Origin of the sequence: Catellatospora sp. IY07-71 (assembly GCF_018326265.1) — a bacterium.
Classification (GTDB): Bacteria; Actinomycetota; Actinomycetes; order Mycobacteriales; family Micromonosporaceae; genus Catellatospora.
In genome coordinates this window covers 511,610-533,624 of record NZ_AP023360.1, presented here as the reverse complement: position 1 = coordinate 533,624, position 22,015 = coordinate 511,610, and the positions used below count along the sequence as shown (strand labels likewise).

Genomic DNA, 22,015 nt, shown 5'->3' with positions numbered 1-22,015 from the left:
CGCCCCCGCCCCCGCCCCTGCTGCGTTGATCATGAACTTATGGACGTGTTCGACGGCGTGTCGTGCTCCTTAACTTCATGATCGCCGAGTGGGTTGGGTAGATCTTGGAGAGTTGTGGTCGCTCCAACGACAACAACTCTCCAAGATCTGGTAGCACGGCGGGAAAAGGGAAGCGCCCCCACGAGGTTCGTGGGGGCGCGACTTGTCGTGCGAGCTGCCGGGGGGCCCGGTCAGTCCTTCTTGTCGATCTTGATGGTCTGCTGGTCGGCGGGGTCGACGAGCATGACGGTCTGCTCCTCGGGCAGCGGTGGCGGCGCGACCGGCTGCGTCGCCGCGGGGGCCGGTGCGGAAACCGGTGCGGCGGGCGGCGCGGACGGGGCGGCTGCCTGCGGCGCGCCAGGCGGCTGCGGTGTGTTCGGCTGCGGGACGCTGGGCTGGGCCGCCGCCGGGGTGCGGCGCGGCAGCGGCGGAGCCTCCGCCACGGGCGCCGCCGGGGCCTGCGGAGCCTTGGGCGCCTTGGGGGCCTTGGGGGCGCTGGGCGGGCTCGGCGGGGTCTGCACGGTCGGGGCGGCGGACGCGGGCGGGGCGGGCGGCACGTTGACCGTGGGCACGCTCTGCGGGGTCATCCTCGGGTAGTGCAGCGACGGCGGCGGCACGTCCGGCAGGCCGGTGTACGCCGTGCCGCCCGGCTGCGCCGTGAACTGCCGCGTGGCGTCGGCGGGCGCGCCGGGACGGCCCGCCTGCAGCGGGTACGCCGCCAGCGCGACCGTCTCGTCGGCCAGCCGGTCGTGCTTCTTCCAGCGGCGCGGGCTGCCGACCGTGGCCAGCAGCGGCACCGCGAGCACGATGCCCAGCCCGGTCTGGCCGACGGCGCCGCCCATGTGCACCCGCAGCATCGCGAACGTGTCCTCGTAGGACCCGGGGTGGGCGATCGCCCAGACGCTCATGCCCAGCAGGCCGAGCCCGGCCAGGAACGGGCCCACCGGCGACAGGCGCACCATGGTGAGCACGGCGTAGAGGGCGCCCGCGAGCAGCAGCGCGCCGAGCGCGACGGCTGTGTCGAGCACCGCCTCGGGCGCACCGCCCGCGACCCAGCTGGTCGCGAAGGCGCTGAGTCCCGTGCCGGTCAGCAGGAACACCGCTGGTGCGAAGACCAGCGCGAGCAGGAACGATCCGATGTGGCGCACCATGCCTCCGGGGTTAGACCTTGGTTGGCGCGCTCCAGGATGGCGTATCGACACCAGACATGTCTGCGGGGGTCCGCAAGTCGGCGAATCCGTTGAAGGTGTCCGGGCCGTCGCCGCGGGTGGACAGCGTTTCCGTCCAGGCCGGCTCGGCCTCCTCCTCGCGGCGCGGCCAGTTGCGCCAGCGCTGCGGGCTCAGCACGGCGATCAGCAGCATCGTGCCGAGCATGCCGAGCACGCCGCTGGTGACCGGGCTGGCCGGGACGACCAGCTCGCCCAGGAACACCCACACGTCGGGCAGCATCCGCTGTGCCGCGTCCGGCGCCGCGATGAGGAACGCGGTGGCGCCGACGTAGCCGGCGGCGACGACGAGGGGCCCGGCGGGGGAGACGCGCAGGCTGCCGACCGTGCCGAGGGCCAGGCCGATGAGGGCGAGCAGGATGAGGCCGAACCACAGTGGCCGTTCGGCGCCGACCTGCGCCGATTCGGTGATGACCGCCTGGCCGTATGCGATGACCAGCCAGGCCAGAGGGGCGATGACAATTCCGGCGAGAAGGCTCCATACATGGCGCATGGGCCGGTACCTTACTGATTTCCAGCCGCACCGCAACCGTTCGGCCGAGGAGCGTACGGTGAACGGCGTGATCGACACTCCGCCGCTCGGCCGGCCGACCGCGTTCTCGCGGGTCACCCTGAGCCGCATCATGACCAACCAGGACGTGAACCTCTACGGCACCGTGCACGGTGGCGTGATCATGAAGTTCGTGGACGACGCGGCGGGCGCCGCCGCGGCGCGGCACTGCGGGTTCAACGCGGTGACGGTGGCCATCGACGAGATCACGCTGATGGTGCCGGTCCGGGTCGGCGACCTGGTGCACGCGAAGGCGCAGGTCAACTGGACCGGCAAGACCTCGCTGGAGATCGGCGTGACGGTGTTCGCCGAGCGCTGGAACGAGGCGGGCAGCGACCCGGTGAACGTCGCCACGGCATACCTGGTGTTCGTGGGGGTGGATGCCGCGGGCGACCCGCGCGGGGTGCCGCCCGTACTGCCGGAGACCCCGGAGGACGTGCGCCGCTTCCACGAGGCGGAGATCCGCCGCGAGCACCGGCTGGCCCGCCGCCGCGCCATCGACCAGCACCGCGCCGACCGCGCCTGACCCCGGTGGCGGCCCGGCCCACGGGTCGGCCGCCGCTGATGTGCCGGAACCCACCGCGAGGCACCCCTCCCAGGTCGGAGAATGGTCCGTCGTGCCATGCGGCAGGATGCGAAGCGCGGTACGACGAGGTTTCGCGGGAGAGGATCAGGATGACCGAGGCGCTGTGGACCCCACCGGCAGATGTCAGGCAGCACTCCCGGATCGGGGACTACCTCGGCTGGCTGGAGCGCGAGCGCGGGCTGGCCTTCGCCTCGTACGACGAGCTGTGGCGGTGGAGCACCACCGACCTGACCGCGTTCTGGTCCTCGATCTGGGACTACTTCCAGGTCGTCGCACATGATCAGCCGACGGATGTGTTGCCGGACGCCACCATGCCGGGCGCGAGGTGGTTCCCCGGCGCGACGCTGAACTACGCCGAGAACGTGCTGCGGATGCCCGGCGTGGGCGACGGCGAGCCGGTGGTGCTCGGCTACTCGCAGACCCGCGAGCCGGTCATCCTCACCGCCGCGCAGCTGCGCGAGCAGGTCCGCCGGGCGCGGGCCGGGCTGCGCCGGCTCGGCGTGGGCGAGGGCGACCGGGTCGCGGCGTACCTGCCGAACATCCCGGAGACCGTGGTGCTGATGCTCGCCACGGCCAGCCTGGGTGCGATCTTCTCCTCGTGCGCGCCCGAGTTCGGCACCCGCAGCGTCACCGACCGCTGGCAGCAGATCTCGCCGAAGGTGCTGGTCGCCGTCGACGGCTACATGTACGGCGAGAAGCTGATCGACCGCCGGGGCGAGGTCGCCGCGATCCAGGCCGCGCTGCCGTCGCTCGCGCACACCGTGCTGCTCCCGTACACCGAGGGGCAGGTGGGCCTGGGCGAGCTGGCCGCCGACACCGACGAGCCGCTGGCGTTCACGCCCGTCCCGTTCGCGCACCCGCTGTACGTGCTGTACTCCTCCGGCACCACCGGCCTGCCGAAGCCCATCGTGCACGGGCATGGCGGCATCCTGCTGGAGCACCTGAAGATGCTGGCCCTGCACCACGACCTCGGGCCGGGCGACCGCTTCTTCTGGTTCTCCACCACCGGCTGGATGATGTGGAACTACCTGGTCTCCGGCCCGGCCGTGGGCGCGGCGATCGTGCTGTTCGACGGCAACCCGGCCGCCCCGGACCTGAGCGCCCTGTGGCGCCTGGCCGCGGTGGCGGGCATGACCTACTTCGGCACCTCCGCGCCGTACCTGCTGGCCTGCCGCAAGGAGGGCGTCGTCCCGCGCGAGGTGGCGGACCTGTCGAAGCTGCGCGGGCTGGGCTCCACCGGGGCGCCGCTGCCCGCCGAGGGCTTCGTGTGGGTGTACGAGAACGTCAACCCCGACCTGCTGCTGCTGTCCCTGTCCGGGGGCACCGACGTGTGCACCGGGTTCGTCGGCGGCACCCCGCTCAACCCGGTCTACCCCGGCGAGATCGCGGCCCGCTGCCTGGGGGCGAAGGTCGAGGCGTACGACCCGGCCGGCCACCCGGTCGAGCACGCGCTCGGCGAGCTGGTGATCAGCGCGCCGATGCCGAGCATGCCGGTCGGCTTCTGGGGCGACGCGGACGGCTCGCGCTACCGCGAGGCGTACTTCGACGTGTTCCCCGGCGTGTGGCGGCACGGCGACTGGATCACCGTCAGCGAGCGCGGTACCTGCGTCATCACCGGCCGCTCCGACGCCACCCTCAACCGGGGCGGGGTGCGCCTGGGCACCGCCGAGTTCTACTCCGTGGTCGAGGGCATGGCCGAGGTCGCCGACTCGGTGGTCGTACACCTGGAGGACGACGAAGGCGGGGCCGGTGAGCTGCTGCTCTTCGTCGTGCTCCAGCCCGGCCTGGACCTCGACGACGCCCTCAAGGCCAAGATCGCCCGCGAGCTGCGCACCGCCCTCTCGCCCCGCCACATCCCCGACGTGATCTACCAGGTCGGCGCCGTGCCCCGCACCCTCTCCGGCAAGAAGCTCGAGGTCCCCGTCAAGCGCATCCTGACCGGCACCCCCGTCGACTCCGCCGCCGCCAAGGGCGCCCTCGCCAACCCCGAGTCCCTCCTCGCCTTCGAAGCCCTCGCCAAGTCCCGTTAGAAGGAAGGGCACCTTCGTCGGCTCGCGTCAGCGAGACGAGCAGCAGCTCAGCTCGTTTTCTGGATAAGAAGGTGCCCTTCCTGACGCGTCAGGGGATGAGGCGGGCGTGTTCGGTGGTGGCGCGGGAGTCGAGGATGCCGGGGGCGGTGCGGTAGGACAGGACCAGGCTCGCGCCGGCGGCGATGGGGGCGGTCAGCCAGTCGAGCGGGCGCGGGTGGGCGCCGATGTCGATCAGCACCCGGTCGCCCTTGCCGATCTCCAGCTCCTTGGCCCGGGTCAGGGAGCGCTCGGCCAGGTCGGCGTGGCTGATCGAGCCGCCGCCGCCGGGCAGGCCGACCAGCGAGGCGGCGGCCGGGTCGGCGGGCGGGCCACCGTAGAAGTCGCCGTGGGCGCGCGCCGAGCTGACCCAGTCCGACACCCCGGCGGGCAGGTCGCGCAGGGGCAGCGCGAACGGGTGAAGGCTGACGGCGTACGTGTCCGGCGCGGCGGGCTCGACCCCGGCCTCGACGAAGGCGACGTCGGCGGGCAGGTCGGCGGAGTGGGACACGGCCAGCCCGGCCGTCCACGCGGCCAGCATGATCGCCGCGGTCTGCCAGTGCGGCGGCAGCGCGATCCGGGCCACGTCCCCGGCGCCCAGGCCACAGCCGTCGACCAGCAGGTTGGCGGTCTTGGACACCCAGTTCGCCAGCGTCGCGCCGGAGAGCTCGGTGCGCTCGCCGGTGCCGTCGTCGTACCAGGTGAGCAGTGGTTTTGCCGGATCGGCGGCGACTGCTGCGGCGAAGAGCTGACCGATAGTGGACACGTGGTCAGGCTACCGACACTGCCGCGTCGTGGACCTTGCCTGGGGGCATGTCGGGCGTAGTCTGAAGCGTGACTGCTGTGAAACAGCGCACAGTCTCACAACCGCAGAGCGGCGGTCGGCTGGGCTGCGCTGCACACCCCCACAAGGAGTGTTCACCGTGACGATCGATCGCTCGCCCCGGGTGCTCGTCGATGCCACCAGCGTGCCCGCCGACCGCGGCGGCGTGGGCCGGTATCTCGACGGCCTGCTCGGCGCCCTCGCCGACCATTCCGACATCGACCTGGTCGTGGTCTCCCAGCGCACCGACCAGGAGCGTTACGCGCGTACGCTGCCGCACGCGCAGGTCGTGGCCGCGCCCGCCGCGGTGGCGCACCGCCCCGCCCGGCTGGCCTGGGAGCAGACCGGCCTGCCGCTGCTCGCCCAGCAGGTCGGCGCCCAGGTGCTGCACTCGCCGTTCTACACCTGCCCGCTGCGCGCGGGCTGCCCGGTGACGGTGACCGTGCACGACGCGACCTTCTTCACCGAGCCGGAGCACTACGACAAGTCCCGCGGCACCTTCTTCCGGTCCGCGATCAAGACGTCGCTGCGGCGGGCCGAGCGCGTGATCGTGCCCAGCAAGGCGACCCGTGACGAGCTGATCCGTCTGCTCGACGCCGACCCGACCAAGATCGACGTGGCGTACCACGGGGTCGACCACACCGCGTTCCACGTGCCCGGCGAGGACGAGAAGGCGCGGGTGCGGGCCCGGCTCGGCCTCGGCGAGCAGTCGTACATCGCGTTCCTCGGCGCGAAGGAGCCGCGCAAGAACGTGCCGAACCTGGTCCGGGGCTGGATCGCGGCGGTCCGCGACCGCATCGACCCGCCCGCGCTGGTGCTGGCCGGCGGCCAGGGCCACGACGACGAGATCGACCGGGTGGCCGGTGAGGTCCCCGCGCACCTGCGGCTGCTGCGCCCGGGATATCTGCGGTACGCCGACCTGCCCGGCTTCCTCGGCGGCGCGGTGCTGTGCGCGTACCCCAGCCATGGGGAGGGTTTCGGCCTGCCGATCCTGGAGGCGATGGCCTGCGGGGCACCCGTGCTGACCACGCCGCGGCTGTCCCTGCCGGAGGTCGGCGGCGACGCCGTCGCCTACACCGGCCAGGACGCCGACCACATCGCCAAGGACCTGGCCGCCCTGCTCGACGACGAGGCGCGCCGGTCCGCACTGGCCGCCGCGGGCCTGGCCCGCGCGAAGGAGTTCAGCTGGAACTCCAGCGCCGAGGCGCACGTCGCCGCGTGGCAGCGGTCGATCCGCCATCACCACTACCGCTGATCTTCCGCGCACCCCGCCCCTAGCAGGCGAATGCGGCTTGTGTCACGGGCGGGGTGCACGGGGAGGTCGCATCTGTCAGGCATGATGGTCGGATGCTGCACGCCGTCATTCCCGCAGGTGGAAGTGGAACCCGTCTCTGGCCGCTGTCGCGCGCCACGAACCCCAAGTTCCTGCACCCGCTGACCGGGACCGCGGACACGCTCATCCAGGCGACCGTCGCCCGGCTCGCGCCCGTGGCCGCGCTCGCCGACACGTACGTGGTGACGGGCACGGCCCACGCGGCCGCCATCGCCCGGCAGCTGCCCGACCTGCCCGAGTCCAACATCCTGATCGAGCCGAGCCCGCGCGACTCCTGCGCCGCGATCGGTCTGGCCGCCGCCGTCATCGCGCAGCGCGACCCGGAGGCCGTGATGGGCTCGTTCGCCGCCGACCACCTGGTGCGTGACGGCGGGCGCTTCACCGAGGTGCTGCGCGACGCCGAGGCCGGCGCCCGCCGCGGCCTGCTGATGACCGTCGGCATCACGCCCACCCACCCCGAGACCGGGTACGGCTACCTGCAGTGCGGCGCCGTCGTCGACGGCCCGATCCGCACCGTCGACGAGTTCAAGGAGAAGCCGTCGCTCGACGTGGCGACCGAGTACGTGCAGTCCGGCCGCTACCTGTGGAACGCCAGCATGTTCGTGTGGCGGGTCGACGTCTTCCTCCGTGAGCTGGCCCGCCAGCAGCCCGAGCTGCACGCGGGCCTGATCCGGATCGCCGCCGCCTGGGACGGCGACGACCGCGACCGGGTGCTCGGCGAGATCTGGCCGACCCTGCCCAAGATCTCCGTCGACTACGCGGTGATGGAGGGCGCGGCCGCCGCCGGCCTCGTCGCCACGGTGCCCGGCGACTTCGGCTGGAACGACGTCGGCGACTTCCACACCCTCGGCGACGTGCTGCCCGGTGACGAGGACGGCAACGTCGTGGTCGGCGACAGCGCCACCCTCGACGGCGGCAAGCCCGAGGTGCTGCTGCACGACTGCGCCGGCACGGTGCTGGTGCCCCAGTCGGGCCGCCTGGTCGCCGCGCTCGGCATGCGCGACGTGATCGTGGTGGACACCCCCGACGCGGTGCTGGTCTGCCCGCGCCACCGGGCCCAGGACGTCAAGAAGCTCGTCGACGAGCTCAAGGAGCGGGGCGACAGCCGCATCTAATCTGCCAGTCATGCGATTGGTGGAGCTGACCGCGGCCGGCAACGAAGCAAGCGACCTGCTGCCCGTACACGACGAGGCGCTGCTGCGGGAACTCGGCGCGCGCCGGGCCTACTGGACCGTGCTCGACGAGGGACCGGTCGAGGAGTGCCTGGCGCTGCTCGTCGAGCACGCCGACGGGCAATGGCGCGCCGAACACGTCAAAGCCGAGGCCGGTGCGCACGCCGGGCGCACCGAGGACGCCGAGGCCCTGGCCCACCACGACGGCTGGGTGTACGTGCTCGGCTCGCACTTCGGCTCCAAGGCCGGTCCGCTACAGCCGAAACGGGCCTTCGTGGCCCGCTTCCGCGAGTCCGCCAACCCACGCCTGGAGATCGTGCGGCACCGGTTCGCGCTGCACCGGGCCGTGAACGACGCGCTCGCCGCGCTCGCCGTCACCGGGCACCCGGCGGCGCCGGAGCGGGTCGCGTTCGCCGTACACGACGGCTTCGTCGGGGCGGCGCAGCGGCGGGGCACGGCCAAGGGCAAGGGGTGGGTCGCGCAGCTCGCCCCCGGTGACCACCCGATCAACATCGAGGGCGCCGCGTTCACCGCTCGCGGCACGCTGCTCGCGGGGCTGCGCTGGCCGGTGACCGCCGCCGGGGAGCCGATCCTCGTCGAGCTGACCGGGCTGCCGGGGCTGTTCAGCGGCGGCTCGCTCGGGGTCGCCGGGGTGTACGCGCTGACCGGTGCCGGGGCGGGGCCGCTGGGAGTGCGGGCGCTGGCGGCGCGTGCCGACGGGAGCTTCGACGTGGTCGTCGGGTCGATCGACGCGCTCGACAAGGGGTCGATCCTGCTGGAGCACCACCCGCACGCCCGGCACGCCACCTGCCGCCACCTGCGGTTCCGGCTGCCCGACGCGGGCGGCCCGGGTCTGATCGCGCCGGAGCCGGTCGCCGACCTCGCGCCACTGCACCACATCGAGGGCGTGTCGGAACGCGACGGCACCCCGCTCTACGTCGCCGACGAAGACCACCGCATCGCCCTCTGGCTCACCAACTGACGCGTCCTCGCGCGGGGCTGCCTGGTGTGCGGGGTGCAGTTTCGGGGAAGTGCACTCTTCTGGTGCCTGGTGGCTGCACTTTCCCCGAAAGTGCGCTCGTTCGGCGTCTGGTGGCTGCACTTTCCCCGAAAGTGCGCGCCGGGCTGGTCGGGTGTGAACGCACGGAGCGGCCGGTCAGACCGCCCCCCGGCACTCTGACCAGCCGCTGCCGCATCGCCCCGTACGCCCCCGTACGGTCCAGGGACCGGCACCCTCCGCGTGGTACCGTCCCGGCTCCCCAGGCCCGACAAGGATCGTCCACCGAACGGTGACGGGTCCACGACATTCGGCGGTGACTTAAAGACGCAGGTCACGTCCGCCGGTAGAGTCAGCGGCACCCCCTCATCCGGAGAGTCCATGCTGCGCATCCACTTCACCGGTGCCGACCTGGTCCGTACGCGGATCGCGTCAGTGCCGGATCCGTTGTGGGAACTCGCGCTCAGCATCCACCTGCTCCGCATGCGCGGCACCGATCCGCTGCTGGCCGGCTGGAAGCAGCGCATGGTCAACGGCCTGAAACCGGGCGGCCCGCTGCGGGACGAGGTGGGCCTGCTGCTGGCGCTCAACCCGCCGGTCGGCTACTTCCCCGACTTCCTCACCCCGCCCGAGGCGTCCGGCGGTATCGGCGCGGGGCTGGACGCCGTGCTGACCACGCCGAAGAACCGGCTCCGGCAGGAGATCAACGCGCTCGGCGACGCGCAGGGGTCACTGCCCGCCCCGGTCGACGACGTCGGCAGCGGTCACCTGGGTGCGATCGGTGAACTGGGCACCGCGATCGGCCGCTATCACGAGACGGCCATCGCGCCGATGTGGGACCGGGTACGTACAGCCGTCGACGCGGACCGGGGGATCCGGGCTCGCACCATGATCGACTCTGGTACGGAGGGGCTGCTGAACAGCCTGCACCCGACCGTGCGCTTCGACGGGAACGTGCTCGAGGTGGCGGACTACCCGTCCCATCGGGAGGTGCATCTGGAGGGGCGGGGGCTGCAACTGGTGCCGTCGTACTTCAAGACGCCGACCAAGCCGGTGACCCTGTTCGACCCGGAGCTGCCGCCGGTGCTGGTGTACTCCGTACATCAGGAGGCGCGGGCGGCGGTCGTGCGCGGGGGCGAGGCGCTGTCGGCGTTGTTGGGGCGTACGCGGGCGGCGGTGCTGGAGCTCGTGGCGCAGGGGAGTACGACCAGTGAGCTGGCGCGGCGGCTCGACGTGTCGCCGGCCGCCGCCAGCCAGCACGTGGCCGTGCTGCGTGATGCGGGACTGCTGCACAGCGTGCGCGACCGGAACACGGTTCACCACACGCTGACGCAGCTGGGGTACGCGATGCTCGCCGGCCGCTCAGCCCCTACGCCGTAATTTGACCGCACCGAGAACCATCAAGAATGTGAGAGCCAGCACGCCGATGGCGAGTTCGAGCGGCCGAGAGCTGCTTGAGCCCGGTTCGGTGGGACCACCCGGCGTGGCAGAGGCTGGCGGCGGCACATCCGTTGTCAGCGCCGCCACCAGGTCCAGAACTCCGAACCCGTATTGGGGATCCCTGCCTGTGTAGCCCTTGTCGACAGCGGTCGAAGTGAGCCGCCGAACCACCTCGACCGCCGAGAGATCAGGAAATTGTGCACGGATCAACGCGGCCGCACCTGCGACGATTGCGGTTGCCCCGGAGGTGCCACTGCCGTTCGACCAGCGGTGCTTCAATCCGGTGCTTGTGATGTCATCTCCGGGCGCGGCGACGACGACGGCGGGGCCGGTCACGGACAGGCTGGACTGCACTCCATCCTTATTCACAGCGCCGACGGCGACCACGCCCGGGAAAGCGGCCGGATAGATGACTTGCTGGTCCGCGGGCCTGTTCCCTGCTGCTGCGACGACCACCACGTCGCGCTTCAGCGCTTCGTCGATTGCCCGCCGTACACCCGGATCAGCTGAATCTCCTCCTGCGGAGATCGAGATGACGTCTGCCCCGTGTTCGACGGCCCACAGAATGCTCTCCCTGGTGACACCGCCGAAGCCCTCAGTGGTGAAGGCTCGTACAGGCAGGATCTTGGCGTCTGGTGCGATTCCACGAACCTTCCCATGGGCGGCGATCAAGCCGGCCATGCTGGTGCCGTGACCGGAGGCGTCGCGATGTCCATCTCCTGGGCCCTCTGAGCTGAGGTCGACTCCAGGAAGGACTGAGCCCTGCAGGTCTGGGTGCGTCCCGTCGACACCGGAGTCGATGACCGCAACGGTCACGCCACTACCAGTGGTGATCTCATGTGCCTGATCCGTGCGCAGAAAGTTATGGAACCACTGCCCGTCAGACACCTCATCGGCAGCATGCCCCGGTAGGGGAGCAGTGGCCAGGACGAGCGTCAGTGCCGCCGTAAGGATGGTCCGTGTGCCGTTCAGAGCATGAGTCACTGCGGGGAAGCTCCTCTACGGATGGTGACGATCGGAGCCGGTGCATCGGGCTCGCCGCTGTTGCGCCAGGGCATCGCTGTCTGTGTGAACCAATCACGAAACTGCGCTTCTGTCTCCTCGGGTGTCGGAGCGGGCGGCGCTGGGGACGCAGACAGCTGATCCGGGTAGATCACCGGAGCGACTCCGTGGGCGAGCTGCCACCTGGTGTCCGCACTGCGCCGATAGCCTCCACCTTCACCGCGGGAGGCTGCCTGAGCAGGGCCGCCTATAGGCATCGGCATCATTCCCGGCATGCCCCCAGAACCGCCGCGATTCCCGCCGGAGACTGTCGCAGGGGCGTTCGAGCCGGGTGGCGGCAATGACACGACGTATCCACTCGGCCCCACTCCGGGTCCGGGCAGCACGTATGCGCCTCCATAGGGCGCATACGGATTGCCGGGAGCGATGGGAAGCATGGACACTGGCTGGCCGGGGACCGCAGGCACAGGTGGCGTAATGCCTTGCAGGTCAGGGCCAGCGCCTGACGGAGGGGTGACGAGGGGCGGATACCCCGGCTTCGGGGGCACCGCCACTGTGGTCGGGGGAAAGGGCGGCCGGCCAGTGCCGCTGGCCGTGGTGCGGTCCTTGACAGGCTCGGGACCGGCGACTGGCTTCCATGAGCCTTTGAAGGACTCACTGGGTGTCGGCAACGTTATCTGGGCGCGGTGGTCACGGATGGCGCGCTCGGTGGCGGTCATCGTCTGCTCGGTGACGTAGCTGAGCCGCGTGGCTTCACGATCCCACCATTCCGGTCCGCCGTCGTTCGTCGTGAGTTCCCAGGCTTCCACGACTCGCTGTACCTCGCGTTTGGCCTTCGCCGTGGCCGTCATGATGCCGTCGATCGCGAGTGCGTTCTGAATCGCGGTCTCGCTGTCCGCCCGCATGCTGCCGATGAGATCGTCGATGCGCTGCAGCGCCAGGCCTGCTGCCTTGCTCTGTTCCGCGGGCCAGAGCCGGGCGAGCGCGTCGCGATGGCGGCTCAGCTTGTCTGCCTTCGCCATCAACAGCGTGGCGAGCGCCCGCAGGCCTCGGACCTGCTCCCAGCCGAGCTCGTCATCTTCGTGGCGGAGCATGTCCCAGACACGCGGTGGATCGACCGCGGTCCAGTTCGTCGTGCCCTCCGTGGGCCATTGAGTCAGCGCGAATTCGCCAGTGACGATCGGGCCGCCTTCGGCGGGCAGCATTCCCTTAGGGCCGGTGATCATGCCAGCATCCCGCGCGGTGGTGGGGCCTGCTTGACCACGGGCGGCGTCAACTGCGCGAGCGCTCTGTTCAGCTCAGCCTCTACTTCGCCCAGCCGGACGGCAGCCCGGGTATCCGCGTCGGTGTAGTTCTCGACGATGCGTTCCAGGGCGATCGTCAGACCTTCGGCGACGCGTAGTTGGTGCTCGGCGTTCTTGCGGTGCTGATCCAGCACGTCGTTGACCGAGGCGCGAGCGGCCCGGCCTTCGGCGCAGTCGAGGGCGAGGCAGAAGCGGGCACCATACCGCATCTGCCGTTGGGCGGTCGCGAAGCCGGGGCGCAGGTCCTCGTCGGTGTCGCGACGCAGATCGGCGCTGATCTCGCGTAGGCCGGCCAGGTCGACGGTGAGCCTGCCGTGCACGGGTCGTTCAGGCATGCTTCCCTCCCCAAAGAAGCGCGCAATGAATGGGGCGGCCCGGCACTCCGCTGGTCCACACCGGCCGGACAGGACGCCTGCGGGCAGGGTAACGGATCGACCCTACTCAGTGCAGCCCTAGCGCCACCGCCTGTGGATAACCCCTCGTCGCACCCGCCGATGATCGCGGTCTCGTGTCAAAACCTACGGCCCAGCCGCACTTTTGGACACGAAACAGTGATCTTGGCTGGGGCGGCGGCGCTGCGCGCTGCGGTGGGGGTCGGGGTGGGGTGGGTGGGCTAGGTGCCGGTCGCCTCGCGGCGGCCTTCGGCGCGGGCTTCGGCGGTGCCGAGGGAGAAGAGGTCGTGTTCGGCGTCGCGGATCAGGGTGGGGATGACGCCGTTGCTGTCGCGGGTGGCGGTGAGCAGGCCGCGGACGACCGCCACCGGCACCCGGTCGATCTTCCCCTTGACCAGCTCGGCGGCGGCGGCCAGCTCGTCGACGACGGCCATCTGGGTGATCTGGAGTTCGTTGCCGTGGGGGTCGGTCTCGCCGCGGTGGTCGCGCAGGGGTTCGATGCCCGCGCAGCCGAGGGCCACGTCGGTGAGCCCGTTGCGCCACGGGCGGCCCATGGTGTCGCTGACGATGATCGCGACGTCGAGGCCGTACTCGTCGCGCAGCGCTTGGCGCAGAGCGCGGGCGGAGCGGTCGGGGTCCTCGGGGAGCAGCACGAGCTGGGTGCGGTCCACGTTGGAGTTGTCGATGCCCGCCGAGGCCATGACGAAGCCGTGGTGGGTCTGCACGATGCGGGTGTGGCCGCGGGTGGCGACGGCGCGGGCGGTCTGCGACCGCAGGATGCGCTCGCGGGCCTCCTCGCGTTCGGGGCCGCCGGGGGGCACGTCGGCCAGGGCGCCCTCGGCCTTGGACACGATCTTGCTGGTGACCACGAGGATGTCGCCGTCGGCGAGCCACGGGGCGGCGGTGACGATGAGCTTGGCGAGGTCGTCGCCGGGCTGCACGTCGGGGATGCCCCGGACGGCGAGCACGGTGAACCCGTCGATCATGCGGCTCCTCCCAGTTCGAGCGCGGCGCGGACCATGGCGGCGGTGGCGTCGTCGTCGGTCATCCACAGGGGCGCGGCGCCGACGCGTACGCCGGGCACGTCGGCGGCGGCGTCGCCGGTGTCAACGAGCCAGGCGTCGAGTACGCCACCGGCGGCGCGCGCGCCGTAGAGGCGGCCGACGCCCTCGGCGGTGCACGGGACGTCGATCGCGGCGAGGCACTTGTCGGCCATGCCGCGGACGGGGCTGCCGCCGATGATGGGGGAGACGCCGACGACGGGCGCGGTGCCGGACACGAGCGCTTCGCGCAGGGCGGACACGGCGAGCACGGGCGCGATGGACACGACGGGATTGCTCGGGGCGAGCAGCACGACGTCGGCGGCGGCGAGCGCGTCGAGCACCCCGGCCGCGGGTTTGGCGGTGTCGGCCCCGACGAAGCGGAACTGCTCGGCGGGCAGGGCGGCGCGGTGGCGTACCCACCATTCCTGGAAGTGGATGGCGCGGGAGCCGTCGGCGTCGGTGACGACGACGTGGGTCTCGACCCGGTCGTCGGTGGCGGGCAGCAGGGTGATGCCGGGCTGCCAGCGGTCGCACAGCGCGGCGACGACCGCCGAGAGCGGGTAGCCGGCGTTGAGCATGCGGGTGCGGACCAGGTGGGTGGCGATGTCGCGGTCGCCGAGGCCGAACCAGGTGGGCTCGGCGCCGTACTTGGCCAGCTCCTCCTTGACGGTCCAGGTCTCGCCCGCGCGGCCCCAGCCGCGCTCGGGGTCGATGCCGCCGCCAAGCGTGTACATGACCGAGTCCAGGTCGGGGGTGATGCGCAGCCCGTGCATCCACACGTCGTCGCCCACGTTGACGACGGCGGTCACCTCGGCGCCGGTGGCGCGGGCGTGTGCCCGTACCCCCGACAGGAAGCGCGCCCCGCCGATGCCGCCTGCCAGCACCACGATCCGCATGGCGACATCCTCTCCCACCGGGGGAGGGCGGCGGGGCCAGGGTCGTAGGCTGGCGGGCATGTCCAGCGAGGTCGCCGCCCAGTCCAAGGTCACCGACGCGGAGGTGGCGCGCGCGCTGAAGCGCGCCGCAGCCGGGCGGGCACTGGACGCCGCGGAGGCGACCGCCCTGCTCAGTGCCCATGGTGCGGCCTTCGACGAGCTGCTCTTGCTTGCTTCGGGGGTACGCGACGCGGGCCTGCGCGACGCCGGGCGGCCCGGTGTGATCACGTTCTCGAAGAAGGTGTTCATCCCGCTGACCAGGCTGTGTCGTGACCGGTGTCACTACTGCACGTTCGCGACGGTGCCGCACCGGCTGCCCGCGGCCTACCTGGACCGGGACGAGGTGCTGGCCATCGCGCGGCAGGGCGCGGCGCTGGGCTGCAAGGAGGCCTTGTTCACGCTGGGTGACCGGCCGGAGGAGCGGTGGCCGGCCGCGCAGGAGTGGCTGAACGCGCGCGGCTACGGCTCCACGGTGGACTACCTGCGCTCGGTCGCGATCGCGGTGCTGGAGGAGACCGGCCTGCTGCCGCACCTGAACCCGGGCGTGCTGAGCTGGGCGGAGCTGCAGCGGCTGCGGCCGGTGGCGCCGAGCATGGGCATGATGCTGGAGACGACCGCGACGCGGCTGTGGTCGGAGCCGGGCGGGCCGCACTACGGCTCGCCCGACAAGGAGCCGGCGGTCCGGCTGCGGGTGCTGGCCGACGCGGGCCGGGTCGGGGTGCCGTTCACCACGGGCATCCTGATCGGCATCGGCGAGACGCACGCCGAGCGGGTCGACGCGATCTTCGAGATGCGGCGCAGTCACCGCGAGTACGGGCACCTCCAGGAGGTGATCGTGCAGAACTTCCGGGCCAAGCCGGACACGGCGATGCGCTCCACTCCCGACGCCTCGGTGCGCGACCTGGCCGCCACCGTCGCCGTGACCCGGCTGCTGCTCGGGCCCGGTATGCGCATCCAGGCCCCGCCGAATCTCATCGACGCGTCGTTCGAGCTGCTGGTCAAGGCCGGCATCGACGACTGGGGCGGCGTATCGCCGCTCACCCCCGACCACGTGAACCCCGAGCGCCCCTGGCCGCACCTGGACGAGCTGGCGGATCTGACGAAGGCCGCCGGGTTCGAGCTGCGCGAGCGGCTGACGGTGTATCCGGGATACGTGCGCGGCGCGGACCGGTGGATCGACCCGCGACTTCACCCGCACGTGCGCGCCCTGGCCGACGGGGGCGGCATGGCCGTGGCGGACGCACCCGTCACCGGGCGCCCCTGGCAGGAGCCCGAGGTGGAGGGCGGCACGGGCCGGATCGACCTGCATCGGGAAATCGACGCCGGGGGCCGCTCGGACGACCGCCGCGGCGACTTCGACACCGTTTACGGCGACTGGTCGGCGATCGGAGAAGCGGCGGGCCTCGCGGCAGCGGACGGCACGACCGCGGGTTCAGCGATCGGCTACATGAGCCCGGACGCGACGAGCGCAGGTCCGGTGGCTGGGCAGGCCGGCCCGGCGGTCAGCGTGGGCGCGCTCGCGGCGGGGCTGCGTGTCGCGCGGGAGAATCCGGCGGCGCTGCTGGAGCCGGTGCACGAGGATGCCGCGCTGGCGCTGCTGCACGCCGACGGGGCGGCGCTGGACGAGCTGTGCCGCATTGCCGACGACGTGCGCCGGGACACCGTCGGCGACGACGTCACCTACGTGGTCAACCGCAACATCAACTTCTCGAACGTGTGCTACGTGGGCTGCCGGTTCTGCGCGTTCGCGCAGCGCGAGCGGGACGCCGACGCGTACCGGCTGAGCATCGGGCAGGTCGCCGACCGGGCCGAGGAGGCCTGGCGGGACGGCGCCACCGAGGTGTGCGTACAGGGCGGCATCGACCCGCAGCTGCCCGTCTCGGTGTACCCGGAGCTGGTCCGCGCGGTGAAGGAGCGCGTGCCGGGCATGCACGTGCACGCCTTCTCGCCGATGGAGATCGTCACCGCGGCCGCGAAGGCGGGGGTGCCCGTCGTGGAGTGGCTGACCCGACTGCGGGAGGCCGGGCTGGACACCATCCCGGGCACCGCCGCGGAGATCCTCGACGACGAGGTGCGCTGGGTGCTGACCAAGGGCAAGCTGCCCACCTCCGCCTGGGTGGAGACCGTCGAGGCGGCGCACCGGCTGGGCATCCGATCCAGCTCCACGATGATGTACGGCCACGTCGACCACCCGCGGCACTGGCTGGGCCACTTCCGGGTGCTGGCCGGGGTGCAGGACCGCACCGGCGGGTTCACCGAGTTCGTGGCGCTGCCGTTCGTGCACACCAACGCGCCGATCTACCTGGCCGGCATCGCCCGCGCCGGGGCCACCTGGCGGGAGAACCGGGTCGTGCACGCGATGGCCCGGCTGCTGCTGCACGGTCGCATCCCCAACATCCAGTGCTCCTGGGTGAAGCTGGGCGACGAGGGCACCGTGGCCATGCTGAACGGCGGCTGCAACGACCTCGGCGGCACCCTCATGGAGGAGACGATCTCCCGGATGGCCGGGTCGGCGCACGGCTCGGCACGTACGGTGGAACAGCTGGAGGCCATCGCGGCGGCCGCGGGCCGCCCCGCTCGCCGGCGTACCACGAGTTACGCCCGCTAGCCGAACACTTCTGTCCGAAGACCGTCAGCGCCGTCCGTCAAGTTCGACACGCCAGCAGAATTTCGTCGCGACACGCCCGACATGCCGTCACCGGTTTCGGGTCTGAATCGATAGGGCAGTGGCGGGACGGTGCAGACCGAGCCGAACGGCCCTGCCGGACGTGTACCAGAGTGAGCTTGACGGTGCACGTACGACACACGTGTAATTTTGCGTGGGGCTGGAGGTAGCGGCATCCACAAAACCGCCTATGTGGACAAACGCTTCCCAGGTGGGGGGTTGCGCCGACCGTGTGTCGGCGCGCAATAAGGAGGCAGCGGAGATGGACGGTCGCCCCGTCGTGGCGGATCTGCTGGGCAACGCGCCCGAGTGGCAGGAGCACGCACTGTGCTCCCAGACTGACCCGGAGGCGTTCTTCCCTGAGAAGGGTGGTTCTACCCGCGAGGCCAAGCGCATCTGCTCGCGCTGCGAGGTCAAGTCCGAGTGCCTGGAGTACGCGCTCTCGCACGACGAGCGCTTCGGCATCTGGGGTGGACTGTCCGAGCGCGAGCGCCGCAAGCTCAAGCGGCGCGCGGTCTGAAGACGTGGAAGCTGCCAGGGCCGTTGGGGGACGGCCCGGCAGCTCTTCCGCGGTTCAGCGTGTCGCCGAGGGCTCAGGCCAGGTCGTCGGGGTTGAGCCCGAGCAGGTTCGCGACCTGCTCCACGATCACGTCACGCACCAGCTCGCCCAGGTCGTCCCGATCTGAGGCCCGGAACTCCAGCGGACGCCGGTAGACCACGATCCGCGGCGGCACCCCGTGCCGGCCCGGCCGTCCCGGCAGCAGCCGCGCCAGCGGCACCCGCCCGTCCTCCAGCACGTCGGAGTCGTACACGTTCAGATCCGGCGGCACGTCCTCGACGGCGAACTCGACCCCGGCCAGCTCGTTGGCGAACCGCGCCTCGAGCGACTCGACCGTGTCCAGCACCAGCTCGTCGAACACCTCGGCCTTGGTGCGCGCCAGGGGCACGCTCGCGGGCACCAGCCGGCCTCGCATCCCCCTGCCGTGACGGTCACGGCGGCGGCGGGCGAGGGTCGGGCGGCGGCGGGCGGGACTGGTCACTTCGCCAATGTATCCCCGCGCGCCAGTCGCGGGCCCCGGTACGGGGGCGTGATCCTTCCCTCGGCGTGTCGCGGCGTTTCCGGTTCACCGATGCCCGGCGGGGCGATAACGTCACACGCCGTGAGGTCTCCACGGCGTTGCTCTCGTAACGGCTGCCAACGGCAGGCGGTCGCGACGCTGACCTATGTCTATGCCGAGTCCACCGCGGTGGTCGGCCCGCTCGCCGCGTACCAGGAACCGCACACGTACGACCTGTGCGAGCCGCACGCGCTGAGCCTGACCGCCCCGCGCGGCTGGGACCTGGTCCGCCACGACGGCGAGTTCGAGCCGCCGCCGCCCACCACCGACGACCTGGTCGCCCTGGCCGAGGCCGTCCGCGAGGCGGCCCGCCCCGCCCCGCGCCAGGCCCCGGAGCCGCCGCCTTACCCCGGCCCACCCACCCCCGGCCGCCGCGGCCACCTCCGCGTCATCCCCCCCAATTGAGGCGAAGGAAGGGCACCTTCTTATCGTTTTCCGTAGTAGAAGGTGCCCTTCTTAACTGTGCCGCCGGTCTGTGATATCCGGCCTCGGGCAAGATCGCGGGTTCGTGTCAGAACCTGTGGCCAGACCTGAGGTTGTGACACGAACTAGCGATCATCGGCGGCCAGGCGCCCGGCAGGCCGCACAGTGAGCGTTAAGAAGGTGCCCTTCCTTTACGGAAAGCGTTAAGAAGGTGCCCTTCCTTTGTCAGGCGGTCGAGGGTGGCTACGGCGTGCAGGGCGGTGTTGATGCCCAGCCAGCGGAGGGGTTCGGGCTCCCAGCGGGGGGAGCGGTGGTTGACCCAGGGGAGGACCGTGAGCGGCGACTCGTGGCCGGTGATGAGGTCGGCGAGGGTGCGGCCGGCCAGGTTGCCGGCGGCGACGCCGTCGCCCACGTAGCCGCCGGCCCAGGCGAGGCCGGTGGCGCGGTCGAGGCCGGTGGACGGGTGCCAGTCACGGGCGATGCCGAGCGGGCCGCCCCAGACGTGGGTGAGCTTCGCGCCGTCCAGCGCCGGGAACAGGTCGGTGAGCGTGTTCCGCAGGGCCAGGTGCACGGACGGCTCGTGGTCGAACGACGGGCGGACCGCCGAGCCGAAGTGGTACGGGGCGCCGCGCCCGCCGAAGGCGAGCCGGTCGTCGGCGGTGCGCTGGCCGTAGATCACCATGCGCCGGTGATCGGTGAAGGTTTCCCGGCGGTCGAGCCCGGCCTCGTCCCAGAAGGTCTTGGGCAGCGGCTCGGTCGCGATCATGAGGGAGTAGACCGGCACCACGTCGCGCCGGTGTCCGGGCAGGTCGGGCGTGTACCCCTCGGTGGCCCGGACCACGTACGGGGCCCGCACGGTGCCGTACGTGGTGCGCACGCGCCCCGGCGCCAGCTCCAGCGCCCGAGTCCCCTCGTAGATCACCGTGCCCTGCCGCTCGACCGTCGCGGCCAGCCCCAGGGCCAGGCGCAGCGGGTGTACCGCCGCGCAGTGCGGCGACCAGGTCGCCCCGTGAACCGACGTCGCGCCGCAGCGGTCCAGCGTCGCGGCCCGGTCGAGCAGGTGCAGGTCGAAGCCGTACGACGCGGCCAGCGCCGCCTCGGCCCGCGCCGCGCGCCACTGTGCCGCGCTGCGGGCCAGGCCCAGGGTGCCGCCCTTGGCCCAGTCGCAGTCGATGCCCTCGGCCGCGGCGATCCGGCCGACCTCGTCCACCGTGTCGATCATCGCCTGCTGGAACGCGATCGCGGCGGCCCGGCCGTGCAGCTTCTCCAGCCTGGGCAGGGAGATGGGGAGAAGCCCGGAGCACCAGCCGCCGTTGCGGCCGGACGCGCCGAACCCGGCGTGCGCGGCCTCGACGATCGCGATACGCAGGCCCGGGTCGGCCCGGCGCAGGTAGTACGCCGTCCACAGGCCGGTGTAGCCGGCTCCCACGATCGCCACGTCGGCGTCCAGGTCGCCGGGCAGGGGCGGGCGGGGCGCGCCGGCCCCGCCCGCGGTGTCGGACCAGAGGCTGGTCACAGCAGCGTCGCGGCCCGGGTGAGCACGTCGCGCAGGATCTGCTCGATCTCGTCGAACTGCTGCTGGGTGCAGGTCAGCGCGGGGGACAGCTGGATCACCGGGTCGCCCCGGTCGTCGGCGCGGCAGTAGAGGCCCGCCTCGAACAGCGCGCCGGACAGGAAGCCGCGGATCAGCTTCTCCGACTCCTCGGCGTTGAACGTCTCCCGGGTGGCCTTGTCCTTGACCAGCTCGATGCCGTAGAAGAAGCCCTCGCCCCGCACGTCGCCGACGATCGGCAGGTCGTACAGCTTCTCCAGGGTGGCCCGGAACGCGGGCGCCTGCTCGCGCACGTGCCCGTTGAGATCCTCCCGTTCGAAGATGTCCAGGTTGGCCAGGCCGACCGCGCAGCTGACCGGGTGGCCGCCGAAGGTGATGCCGTGGGCGAACATCTGCCCGTCGGCCAGGAACGGCTCGATCAGCCGCTCGCTGGCGATCATCGCGCCGAGCGGCGAGTATCCCGAGGTCATGCCCTTGGCCGTGGTGATGATGTCGGGCTGGTAGCCGTAGTACTGGGCGCCGAAGTACTCGCCGAGCCGGCCCCAGGAGCAGATGACCTCGTCGGACACCAGCAGCACGCCGTAGCGGTCGCAGATCTCGCGTACCCGCTGGAAGTAGCCGGGCGGCGCGGGGAAGCAGCCGCCGGCGTTCTGCACCGGCTCCAGGAAGACCGCGGCGACGGTCTCCGGCCCTTCGCGCTCGATGGCGCGGGCGATCTCGTCGGCCGCCCACACGCCGAACGCCGCGTAGTCGTCGCCGTGCTCGGGGGCGCGGTAGAAGTTCGTGTTGGGGGCCTTGATGCCGCCGGGCACCAGCGGCTCGAACTCGGCCCGGAACGCGGGCACGCCGGTGATCGACAGGGCGCCCAGCGAGGTGCCGTGGTAGGCCAGGTAGCGGCTGACCACCTTGTGCCGCAGCGGCTGGCCGATCTTCTTGAAGTAGGAGCGGGCCAGCTTCCAGGCGCTCTCGACCGCCTCGGAGCCGCCGGTGGTGAAGAAGACCCGGTTGAGGTCGCCGGGGGTCAGCCCCGCGATCCGGTCCGCCAGCTCGACCGCCTTCGGGTGGGCGTACGACCACAGCGGGAAGTACGCCAGCTCGTGCGCCTGCTTGGCAGCGGCCTCGGCGAGCTCGGAGCGGCCGTGCCCGGCGTTGACGGTGAACAGGCCGGCGAGGCCGTCGAGGTAGCGCCGACCCTTGCTGTCCCAGACGTACGCGCCCTCACCTCGCACGATCGTCGGCACGTCGCCGTCACGGTAGGCGGCCATGCGGGTGAAGTGCATCCAGAGGTGGTCGGTTTCCTTGCCCATCGTGAGGCCTCACTCATCCGTACGTTGCGGCAGTGCCTACGG

General features: G+C 71.7%; 19 protein-coding genes and 1 pseudogene. 9 read left to right on the top strand and 11 right to left on the bottom strand.

Annotation, left to right across the window (positions count from 1 at the left end):
- Positions 1 to 230 precede the first annotated feature (230 nt).
- Both CS0771_RS02385 and CS0771_RS02380 read right to left on the bottom strand, forming a co-directional pair.
- Positions 231 to 1,190 (bottom strand): hypothetical protein, encoded by a 960-nt coding sequence (locus CS0771_RS02385; protein ID WP_212839588.1) that lies wholly within the window; start codon positions 1,188 to 1,190, stop codon positions 231 to 233.
- A 10-nt stretch (positions 1,191 to 1,200) separates the two neighbouring features.
- Positions 1,201 to 1,758: a hypothetical protein gene (locus tag CS0771_RS02380; RefSeq protein WP_212839587.1), complete on the bottom strand. Its 558-nt coding sequence runs from the start codon at positions 1,756 to 1,758 to the stop codon at positions 1,201 to 1,203.
- Positions 1,759 to 1,888: 130 nt separating this feature from the next.
- Here CS0771_RS02380 and CS0771_RS02375 point away from each other — a divergent pair, with 130 nt between their 5' ends.
- Together CS0771_RS02375 and CS0771_RS02370 are read left to right on the top strand one after the other, a co-directional pair.
- Positions 1,889 to 2,341, top strand: coding sequence for an acyl-CoA thioesterase (locus CS0771_RS02375; RefSeq protein WP_244871295.1), 453 nt, complete (start codon positions 1,889 to 1,891; stop codon positions 2,339 to 2,341).
- A 149-nt stretch (positions 2,342 to 2,490) separates the two neighbouring features.
- A complete protein-coding gene (locus CS0771_RS02370) occupies positions 2,491 to 4,431 on the top strand; it encodes an acetoacetate--CoA ligase (RefSeq protein WP_212839585.1) in 1,941 nt (646 codons plus the stop codon).
- Between the two features lie 88 nt (positions 4,432 to 4,519).
- On the opposite strand, the gene CS0771_RS02365 is transcribed toward CS0771_RS02370, so the two are convergent.
- A complete protein-coding gene (locus CS0771_RS02365) occupies positions 4,520 to 5,233 on the bottom strand; it encodes a TIGR03089 family protein (RefSeq protein WP_212839584.1) in 714 nt (237 codons plus the stop codon).
- Positions 5,234 to 5,390: 157 nt separating this feature from the next.
- Between CS0771_RS02365 and CS0771_RS02360 the strand changes: the two genes are divergently transcribed.
- The 4 genes from CS0771_RS02360 (at position 5,391) to CS0771_RS02345 (ending at position 10,172) form a co-directional block, all read left to right on the top strand.
- Positions 5,391 to 6,545, top strand: a complete 1,155-nt coding sequence (locus tag CS0771_RS02360; protein WP_212839583.1) for a glycosyltransferase family 1 protein — start codon at positions 5,391 to 5,393, stop codon at positions 6,543 to 6,545.
- A 92-nt stretch (positions 6,546 to 6,637) separates the two neighbouring features.
- Positions 6,638 to 7,738 carry a mannose-1-phosphate guanylyltransferase gene (locus tag CS0771_RS02355; RefSeq protein ID WP_212839582.1) on the top strand — a complete coding sequence of 367 codons (1,101 nt, stop codon included), beginning with the start codon at positions 6,638 to 6,640 and terminating at the stop codon, positions 7,736 to 7,738.
- Between the two features lie 10 nt (positions 7,739 to 7,748).
- On the top strand, positions 7,749 to 8,777 hold the full coding sequence (locus CS0771_RS02350) for a hypothetical protein (RefSeq protein ID WP_212839581.1): 1,029 nt from the start codon (positions 7,749 to 7,751) through the stop codon (positions 8,775 to 8,777).
- A gap of 396 nt (positions 8,778 to 9,173) precedes the next feature.
- Positions 9,174 to 10,172, top strand: coding sequence for a helix-turn-helix transcriptional regulator (locus CS0771_RS02345; protein ID WP_212839580.1), 999 nt, complete (start codon positions 9,174 to 9,176; stop codon positions 10,170 to 10,172).
- Here CS0771_RS02345 and mycP read toward each other — a convergent pair.
- The 5 genes and pseudogenes from mycP to cofD all read right to left on the bottom strand — a co-directional run bounded on the left by mycP (position 10,155) and on the right by cofD (position 14,869).
- Complete coding sequence (gene mycP / locus CS0771_RS02340; RefSeq protein WP_371821338.1) at positions 10,155 to 11,216, bottom strand: type VII secretion-associated serine protease mycosin; 1,062 nt, start codon at positions 11,214 to 11,216, stop codon at positions 10,155 to 10,157. The two genes, CS0771_RS02345 and mycP, sit on opposite strands and share 18 nt — an antisense overlap.
- Entirely contained in the window at positions 11,213 to 12,460 is a 1,248-nt protein-coding gene (locus tag CS0771_RS02335) for a hypothetical protein (protein WP_212839578.1), read from the bottom strand. The genes mycP and CS0771_RS02335 overlap by 4 nt, the downstream gene beginning before the upstream one ends.
- Positions 12,457 to 12,873 carry a hypothetical protein gene (locus CS0771_RS02330; protein WP_212839577.1) on the bottom strand — a complete coding sequence of 139 codons (417 nt, stop codon included), beginning with the start codon at positions 12,871 to 12,873 and terminating at the stop codon, positions 12,457 to 12,459. The genes CS0771_RS02335 and CS0771_RS02330 overlap by 4 nt, the downstream gene beginning before the upstream one ends.
- Positions 12,874 to 13,163: 290 nt before the next feature.
- Positions 13,164 to 13,916 (bottom strand): annotated as a pseudogene (locus CS0771_RS02325) (coenzyme F420-0:L-glutamate ligase); the annotation flags it as partial.
- Complete coding sequence (gene cofD, locus CS0771_RS02320) at positions 13,913 to 14,869, bottom strand: 2-phospho-L-lactate transferase (RefSeq protein WP_212839575.1); 957 nt, start codon at positions 14,867 to 14,869, stop codon at positions 13,913 to 13,915. The gene cofD and the pseudogene CS0771_RS02325, both read right to left, overlap by 4 nt.
- A gap of 58 nt (positions 14,870 to 14,927) precedes the next feature.
- Here cofD and CS0771_RS02315 point away from each other — a divergent pair, with 58 nt between their 5' ends.
- Together CS0771_RS02315 and CS0771_RS02310 are read left to right on the top strand one after the other, a co-directional pair.
- Positions 14,928 to 17,516, top strand: a complete 2,589-nt coding sequence (locus CS0771_RS02315; RefSeq protein WP_212839574.1) for a bifunctional FO biosynthesis protein CofGH — start codon at positions 14,928 to 14,930, stop codon at positions 17,514 to 17,516.
- Between the two features lie 319 nt (positions 17,517 to 17,835).
- A complete protein-coding gene (locus CS0771_RS02310; RefSeq protein ID WP_203755039.1) occupies positions 17,836 to 18,093 on the top strand; it encodes a WhiB family transcriptional regulator in 258 nt (85 codons plus the stop codon).
- Between the two features lie 73 nt (positions 18,094 to 18,166).
- On the opposite strand, the gene CS0771_RS02305 is transcribed toward CS0771_RS02310, so the two are convergent.
- Positions 18,167 to 18,613 (bottom strand): metallopeptidase family protein, encoded by a 447-nt coding sequence (locus CS0771_RS02305; protein ID WP_203755036.1) that lies wholly within the window; start codon positions 18,611 to 18,613, stop codon positions 18,167 to 18,169.
- Positions 18,614 to 18,733: 120 nt separating this feature from the next.
- Here CS0771_RS02305 and CS0771_RS02300 point away from each other — a divergent pair, with 120 nt between their 5' ends.
- Positions 18,734 to 19,096, top strand: a complete 363-nt coding sequence (locus CS0771_RS02300) for a DUF3499 domain-containing protein (RefSeq protein WP_212839573.1) — start codon at positions 18,734 to 18,736, stop codon at positions 19,094 to 19,096.
- Positions 19,097 to 19,286: 190 nt separating this feature from the next.
- On the opposite strand, the gene CS0771_RS02295 is transcribed toward CS0771_RS02300, so the two are convergent.
- Positions 19,287 to 20,630 (bottom strand): FAD-binding oxidoreductase, encoded by a 1,344-nt coding sequence (locus CS0771_RS02295; protein ID WP_212839572.1) that lies wholly within the window; start codon positions 20,628 to 20,630, stop codon positions 19,287 to 19,289.
- The gene (locus CS0771_RS02290; RefSeq protein WP_212839571.1) at positions 20,627 to 21,973 is read right to left on the bottom strand and encodes an aspartate aminotransferase family protein; all 1,347 of its coding nucleotides are present in this window, start codon (positions 21,971 to 21,973) and stop codon (positions 20,627 to 20,629) included. Before CS0771_RS02290 ends, CS0771_RS02295 begins: the two co-directional genes overlap by 4 nt.
- Positions 21,974 to 22,015 lie beyond the last annotated feature (42 nt).